This window comes from Streptococcus mitis SK575 (genome assembly GCF_000257865.1).
In the GTDB taxonomy this organism is placed as follows: domain Bacteria; phylum Bacillota; class Bacilli; order Lactobacillales; family Streptococcaceae; genus Streptococcus; species Streptococcus mitis_CQ.
The window spans coordinates 1-8,591 of the sequence record NZ_AICU01000040.1; the positions used below are offsets into that span (position 1 = coordinate 1).

At 36.6% G+C, this 8,591-nt stretch carries 4 protein-coding genes; all 4 read left to right on the top strand.

The features are described from left to right. Positions 1–684 (top strand): SIALI-17 repeat-containing surface protein (locus HMPREF1048_RS06080; protein WP_000485539.1); only part of this gene is annotated, 684 nt, incomplete at its 5' end. Positions 685–835: 151 nt separating this feature from the next. Beyond that, positions 836–1,117, top strand: coding sequence for a hypothetical protein (locus HMPREF1048_RS0102245; RefSeq protein WP_000241861.1), 282 nt, complete (start codon positions 836–838; stop codon positions 1,115–1,117). A 72-nt stretch (positions 1,118–1,189) separates the two neighbouring features. Continuing rightward, on the top strand, positions 1,190–1,837 hold the full coding sequence (locus HMPREF1048_RS06085; RefSeq protein WP_000795080.1) for an HNH endonuclease family protein: 648 nt from the start codon (positions 1,190–1,192) through the stop codon (positions 1,835–1,837). Between the two features lie 934 nt (positions 1,838–2,771). Further along, positions 2,772–8,591: sialoglycan-binding domain-containing protein (locus HMPREF1048_RS06090; protein WP_004248683.1), on the top strand; the 5,820-nt coding region annotated here is incomplete at its 3' end.

An 8,591-nucleotide genomic window follows, 5' to 3' on the forward strand; every position in this document is an offset into this window, starting at 1 on the left:
GGTGTAAACGGTATTCCAGAAGTAACTCCAAGTCAACCAGAGTACACAGATCCAGTAGGCACAAGCAGTACAGATGGAAACGGGAACTTAATAGATCCGCCAACAGTTGAATTACCAGAATTCAACGGTGGAGTAAATGGAGAACTTCCAGATCCAGTAGAAATACCAAAAGTTAAGTTAATCATCACTAAATGGATTGATGAACAAGGTAATGAATTGAAACCAGCAGATGCGAAAGCTCCAGCAGTATTAGGTGAAGCGAATGAAGCATTAGAAGCAGGTGAAATTGAAGGTTACGTATTTGTAAGAACAGATGTTAATGAAGAAGGTGATGTTGTAACTCATGTCTTCAGAAAAGTTACTCCAACTAAACCAGAAGGTAATGGGGAACAACAAGGTGGAGCTAACACACCACAACCAAGACCTGAAGTACCAACTGATAACACAGAACGTAAACCTGAAACAGAAAAACCTACTGTGCCAGATACCAAACAGGTTGAACAATCAACTCAAACAGTTGATGCTCAGGTAGCTCCTTCTCAAAATCAAGCAGTATTGCCAAATACTGGTACGAAAGCAGATCGTGCTACAGGTGCATTAGGTGCTCTCTCTCTTCTTGGAGCATTTGGTTTGCTATTTGCTAAAAAGAAGAAAGACGATGAAGAAGAAACACGAAACAATTAAGATGAGTCATTAAATTGAACTGAAAATAGGTTGTGTTGATTCTTGGAGGAAGTAACGGATAGAAAGCCGAAGTTTAAAAGCTACTTTCTATCCGCCTTTCTTTAGAATAAATGTAAGCGCTTTAATCAAGGCGTAAAGGAGAAATTTTGATATGGTTAAATATAGATTAAAAGATATTTTGAGTGAACTAAACGGAACAAGTTGGTATTGGATTTATAGGCTTGAACGTGATAATAGGAGGACTACAGGACGTGTTAATGTGAGATATTACAATGGTGCCTTATTGATAAACTGGGATGTACATAGCCTTAGAGTGCGATTTGGAGATAATCCTCCATTAAGTTTTAGTGATAGAATAGTTGTGGATTTCGAAAATGATACGATTATTATCATAGATAGCGGTTGGAAAATTGATTTAGATACAAGATCATAGGATTTATTAGTTAACATTTCCGAGCTGATACACTAAAAGTAAAAGAGAATTTGAAAGGGAGACACTGTAAGTATGAAAAATAATTATGATGATTATTTAAACTTAATGTTTGATAAAGGCATAATTGCAGATTTAAAAGGAAAAAATCAAGAAGAGAATCCTAGTTTAGAAAATGTTGATGAATTAGCTGATTATCTTATAAATTATGTGAAAAGACATTATACTATCTATGAATACTATGTTTCTCCAAATATCTCCAATTTTTATAGTAAGCATAGAAAGTTTACAAGATTCATTCTTATATGTCTTTCTTTATTTGATTCTGAAAGTAATATCAATACTCTTTTAAAAAAATATAAATTTAATGAAGATTCGATATGGGAAATCGAACATATTGTTCCTCAAAATCAGTACTTCAATAAATTTAATAAAAAAAATTCTAAGCTGAAAAATAGAATCGGTAATCTGACTTTGTTAACCAAAAAAACAAATCAAGAGATTAGTAATGGATCATTTGCTAAAAAGAGGGAAAGTTTAACTTGTGAGGAAAAATATTTAAAAATTAATGATATATTTAAAATAGATAAAGTGCATATTTCAAAAAAAGATATATGTGAGCGAGAGAAGGAAATAAATAAATCTATATATGATATCTTTATAAAAGATAGAGGAAAATTATTGCAAGATAAATTACATGAATTTATAGATGCCCAAGGATAGAATCGGTGTTAATTGGCATTCAATTGCCTATAGATTTTAACTTTTCTCATCTTTTATAAAATCCATATCTTTCATACAATTTGGTGAGGTTTTACCTTTGCAGATTGTATAGAGTCAATGAAGATGCTGGGGAAAAAGTCTTGGAAATCAGAAGAACGCATAGTATCAGGTGTTGAACCTTGATATTATGCGTTTTATTGTTGGAAGATTTACTTCATTTTCTCCTGAAATTGAGTTTTTTGCCTAATATACCATTTGCTATAAAATAAGCGCAACCAAGTCATAACAAGGAATCTATCAGAATTTCCAAACTACCGGTAAATTAGATAAAAATAATTATCGGAGGAAAGGTATTATACTATGATGATTCAACTAAGCGATTTAGGTCAAGTTTACCTTGTTTGTGGCGAGACATATAGGTGGCAGAGAATAGACTCCTTAGTCTATTTAGTTAAAAGCTAATTGGAATTAGATCTCTTTTCAGGGCAGGGCTTGCTCTTTTGTGGTGGACGCATACGTTTTACCTGATATTTACTCGATATTCTCGAGAAAAATTCCAGGAGCTACAATGAATATAAATCAACTGATGTGATAGGAGATGATGGATTTATTTTATAGGTAGAGGAGGAATCGCTTTTTTGTTCTTGATTCGGTAATATAATAACATATTATGCAAATTAAAAATTTTTAATTTTATTTGATGAGATAAACGGGTTTATAGTTGTTTAATTATGTCAAAAATGGTATAATTGAGCTGTGATAGCTGTGATAGCTGTGATAGCTGTGATAGCTGTGATAGCTGTGATAGCTGTGATAGCTGTGATGTTATTTGCTGATAGCGATCATCATAGTGATTTTTATAGCTTAACTCTTTTTAAGGGGTTGAAGTTATAAAGATTGCTTTTTCTATATTATATTGCCCTTAGGAGGACAAATGGAACACAAATCGAATTCATATAAAGTAAATCGACAGCAACGTGAAAAAGTCTTGCGATTTTCTATTCGTAAATACAGTTTTGGTGCGGCTTCAGTTGCTGTAGCAGCGCTGATGTTTTTGGGTGCACGCGTTGCGAGTGCGGATAGTGTAAGCGAAACTACTGCACCATCTGCTGCGGGTGTAGTAAGTCCTAAAGATGAGGCTAAGTCGCCTCTAGGTATTACGGAATCTAATAAAAACAAAGTAGATGAAGTAAATAAATCTTTAGAAAATAAAGAACCTGCAATTGCTGAAAATAGCGCTAGTACAGTTGATAAAGCTAAGTTAAGAAAAGTCGTTGAAGAACTAAATTCTCTTCTTTCAACTAAATTAAACCTTGACGAGTCAGTAGTCTCACCTATTAAAGATAGACTTCAAAAAGGGAAAGAAGCCCTAGAAAATTCTGACCTAGCTCAAAAGGATATTGATGAGCTTGTAGAACTCCTGTCTAAAGATGTGACAGTCTTATCAGCTGCTGCTAAGGAATCAACTGAGATTCAAGGGAATAAAACTGAAAAGCAGGCTGACAACCTAGCGAGCGCATCTTCTTCTGAAGTAAGAGCAAGCGAAGAGAGTCAAACTGTATCAGCTAAAAAAGAAGCCTTGAAAGTATCTGTAGATCAATTGCAGGCAGCTGTCTTGGAATTGCCTGAGCATGAGACAAGCAAAGAAGTTCTTGAAAAAGCCAATGAACTATTGGGATTGGCGCAAGAAGTTCTTGAAAACACAACAGTTTCTCTGAATGATGTTGAAGAAATGAACAAACTTGTGAAGAGAATGTTTAATTCTGTTAAAAATGCTACAACACGTTTGACTTCAGGTGCTCGTGACTCACGTAATGGTCAAAGTATGGGACAAGGTTCTAATCTAAGATCTGCACCTATTGATAAAACGACTAAACGTGGGAGTCTTGGGATAGTTGTAGCGGACTCTGGATTTATCACAGGATATGCAACGCCATCTTCAACAATTGAAATTAAGAGAAATGGCCAAAAGATACTTACGTCTAAACTAGATGATACTGGAGCTTTTAAATTAAATGCACCAGGTATTAAAGTGGGAGATAAAGTTGAATTAGTAGTCAATGGTCAAAGTGTTTATAATACTACAGTAAGTCAAGTAGACACAGTGGCATTCAATGATAGTTTAGCTGGTGTAGCTCAGGTTGATGGATATACAGCGTCAGAAGCTGATGTTGAAATATCAATTGGTGGGAAAAAATACACAACTAAATCTCAATCAAACGGATATTTTACAGTTAATGTAGACCCTAAGTTGATGGTGAAAGGTGCTACTATTACAGCCGTAGTCAAAAAGAACGGAAAAGAAGTAGGACGTGGAACAAGTAACGTTCGTGAAACAAGAAAAACAGACTTTGGTGTTGGTTGGAATAAAAACCCAATGCTTAACTATTCAGAGCGTGATGTATATTCACCAGATACCAAGCAATATGCCTTCGTAAGTGTAGGGACTGCTGATAAAGCCTACGATAATATTCGTGTGTATCGTGAAGAGCGTATCGAAAAAGATGGAAATAAATATTATTACTGGATCGTAGATTCAGGTCCAGCGGAAAATGCTCTTGCGGGTTCTTCTAAGAAAATATCACTTGCTATTCCGCGTACTGTAGGAGATCCGTATGACTTCACTTATACAAAATATAAAGATGGAAGTCAAATATCTCATCAAGAGTATGCAAGTGCATCAAAATGGGAGTATGAAAACACGTTTTCTCGAGCTTATGTTAAAAATGGTGAACGCCGTTCAGGGTCAACTTATGGTGAAAATATAGGTTCTTGGATGGATTATGCTAATCCTGATAATAGTTGGAGAAAAAATATTTATCGTGATTCTAGAAAAGATGGTACCGATCGTAATCCAGATGCAGCTTCACGTGTGAAAGATATGTACGGTATTACAACAGGTGGTTTAATTTATAACCTTGCTAGAGGGGTAATCGAAGATAAACTGAACGTTGTTGCTGGTCAACGTACAATTATTACTTTCAAAACAAAAATTCTTGAAGGTGATGAGTTAGATCAAAGCATTATGTCGGATTGGGGTAATAAAAATAAAAATAATCCGATGCTTGCGGATATTAAAAAACGTTTAGCGAATGATCCGTATCTTGCCTATGGCGGATACTCAACAGATGGGCTAATTCGATATAGAAACGGTCAAAACGCCATTATCGGTACCCTACCACTGAAACCAGAGGAAGCTGCTAAATATGACTTAAAACCAAAATCTAAACCGCAAAGTACTAAAGTAGGGGTCATTCCAGACGCTTACAACAGTATTGCGAATCCAAATGAATTACCTGCAGGTACAACATATCGTTGGTTTAAAGATCCAGATGTATCAAGACCTACAGCACCGAATGCACCTGTGTATGGTAAAGTGGAAGTCACTATTCCTGAACGTGGAAAATTTATTGTTGATGCTCCCGTGCATGTTGTAGATGACAAAGCTCAAACACCAGTAGCAACAGCTAAGGATAATGGGGATGTAACTGCAAAACCACAAGATCCAAAAAAAGTAGATAAAATCAAAGTAAGCTTCACAGGTGAAGATAACAAGCAAAAAACAGCTGAAGGAACTAAAGGAACAAACGGCAAATGGACTGTAAATAATCCAGATGTTCGAATTGATCCAAATACTGGGGAAATTACAATCCCAGCTAATAAAGTAAAAGATTTAACAGAAGTAACTGCAGTTACGAAGAATGGAAATGGTGCGGATTCAGATCCAGCTAAAGCAACTGCGAAAGATACTCAAAAACCACAAGCTACTTTAAATGGCATTACGCTAACAGAGACAGCCAATACACCAATCTTTACAGTCTATCGTGGTGCTGACTTTAACCCTGAACTTAAGGTATGGGATAACTCAGGAAAAATCTCAAAAGTAACAGTTGGAAATCTTCCTGGCGGAGTAAGTGCTTCTAACTTTACAGCCCAAACTGGTAAAGATGGAAGTTCAGAAGATAAAAAGTATAAAACTCGCTTGTCTTCGGGTAGAGTAATCGATACTCAGACATTAGGAGAACATACTGCTACTCTTCACGTAGAAGGAAGTAGTGCTACTGACAGTCGTGACTTGAAATTCAAGTACCGTGTTGTGGATATTACAACAAAAAATTTGGAAAATGGTGTCGCGAAAGTACCAGTAGGTTCAACTTTAAATGTACCAAATAGCCGTACAAATGTTGATGCTCATAATTATCTTAAAGTTGTAGATAGCCAAGATCAAAGCGATCGTGGAAATAGCCACTTGCCTCAAGGTATGACTTGGACGTGGAAAGCTGGAGACAACTTAGATCCAGGTACTACATTAGACAATTCAGGGAAATATACTCGAAATGCTACAGCGCAATTCCCAAGTTCTGTAACAGATAACAATAGTACAACTAGAACAACATTTGCACCGACAGAAATCAAGCGTCCAGTAGTTCTTGCGGTAACGCCGACAGCGCCTAGCGTAGTAGCCAATGAAAATGGTAGTGTAACAGTTACCCCACCAACACGTCCTAATGGTACTACACCGCAAGATATTGATACAATTACACTTACTTATACCCCAACAGGTAAGACTACACCAGAAACTGTAACAGTTGCAAAATCAGGAAATAACTGGACAGTCAATGGTAAGACAACCGATAAAGTATCAGTAACTCCAGCAGGTGTTGTAACAATTTCTGATCTTGAAGTTGCGGATGGTAAAGAAGTAACTGCAAAAGTTTCTAAGAGAATTGATAATAATGTAGTTCTTGAAAGTCCAGTAGCTAAAGTAACATCAAAATCTTCTAAACCAGCTAAACCAGTAGCAACAGCAAAAGACAATGGTGATGTTACAGGTAAACCACAAGATCCAGCAAAAGCAGATAAAATTACTGTAAGCTATACTGGAGAAGATAATCAACCAAAAACAGCTGTTGGAACTAAAGATCCGAAAGGAAAATGGACAGTAAATACTCCAGAAGTACAAATCAATCCAAATACTGGAGAAATCACGATTCCGGAAAATAAAGTAAAAGACGGAACAGAAGTAACAGTAGTTACGAAAAATGGAAATGGTACTGATTCAGATCCAGCAAAAGCAACAGCGAAATTTTCTAAGCCAGCTAAACCAGTAGCAACAGCAAAAGACAATGGTGATGTTACAGGTAAACCACAAAATCCAGCAAAAGCAGATAAGATTACTGTAAGCTATACAGGGGAAGATAATACTCCGAAAACAGCTGTTGGAACTAAAGGAACAAATGGCAAATGGACTGTGAATAATCCGGAAGTTAGAATTGATTCCAATACAGGGGAAATCACTATTCCGGCAGATAAGGTGAAAGATAACACAGAAGTAACAGTAGTTACTAAAAATGGAAATGGTGCTGATTCAGATCCAGCAAAAGTAACTGCAAAAGATGTTCAAAAACCACAAGCTACTTTAAATGGTCTTCCATTAACAGAAACAGCTAATTCACCAATCTTTACAGTCTATCGTGGTGCTGACTTTAACCCTGAATTGAAGGTATGGGATAACTCAGGTGTGATTTCTAAAGTAGAAGTTAAGGGAGGACTTCCAAAAGGAGTAACCGCTTCTACATTTACATCTCAAACAGGAAAAACTGAAGCAAATCCATATGCAACTCGCTTGTCTTCAGGTACTGTATTGAATACTGAAACTTTAGGAGAACATGAAGCTACTCTACATGTTGAAGGAAGCAGTGCTACTGATAGCCGTGATTTGAAATTCAAGTATCGAGTAGTTGATATTGAGACTAGAAACCTTGAAATGGGTATCGCAAAAGTACCAGTAGCTTCAACGTTGAATGTAGCCAATAGTGGTAAAAATATTGATGCTCATAGATATCTTAAGGTTGTAGATAGTGAAGATAAAGCAGATCGTGGAAACAATTATTTACCAAGTGGTATGACGTGGACATGGAAAGCTGGAGATAAAGTAGATTCAGGAACAACACTAGATAACTCAGGGAAATATACTCGAAACGCAACAGCAGTATTCCCGGATACCAGCAAAAATTCTATTACGGATGTAAATAGTACAACTAGAACAACATTTGCACCTGCAGAAATTAAGCGTCAAGTAGTGTTAGCAGTAACGCCAACAGTGCCTAGCGTAGTTGGACATGAGAATGGTAGTGTGACAATTACCCCACCAACACGCCCTAATAGTACTAATCCACAAGATATTGATACTATCACCCTTACTTATGTACCAACAGGTAAGACAACTCCAGAAACTGTAACAGTTACAAAATCAGGAAATACTTGGACTGTAAATGGTAAGACAGCTGATAAAGTGTCAGTAACCCCTACAGGTGTTGTGACAATTTCGGATGCTGAAGTTGCAGATAAAACAGAAATAACTGCAAAAGTTTCTAAGAGAATTGATAATGTAGTTCTTGAGAGTCCAGTAGCTAGAGGAACAGCAAATGGTAGTTTGGGAGCTGAAGTTACTCCACCAGCACCAGTTCTGGAAAAAGAAAAAACTACGCCAGTTACAGTAGTAACACCAAACAAACCAGGTTCAACAATCACCACAGAAACACCAGTCAATGGATTAACAGTAGATGGCGATGGTAACTTAACCGGCACACCAACTGTCACAGATTGGGGACCAAAAGAAGAAGAACGTCAAGTTACGATCCCAGTTAAAGTTAAACATGGTGACGAGGTAGTTACTAAGGATGTTCCAGTTACAATTCAACGCGATACAGATGGAGATGGAATTCCAGATAAAGTAGATTCAGATGATGAT

Coding starts and splice junctions, on each gene's coding strand:
- HMPREF1048_RS0102245 (WP_000241861.1), top strand. CDS start 836: ATGGTTAAATATAGATTAAAAGATATTTTGAGTGAACTAAACGGAACA.
- HMPREF1048_RS06085 (WP_000795080.1), top strand. CDS start 1,190: ATGAAAAATAATTATGATGATTATTTAAACTTAATGTTTGATAAAGGC.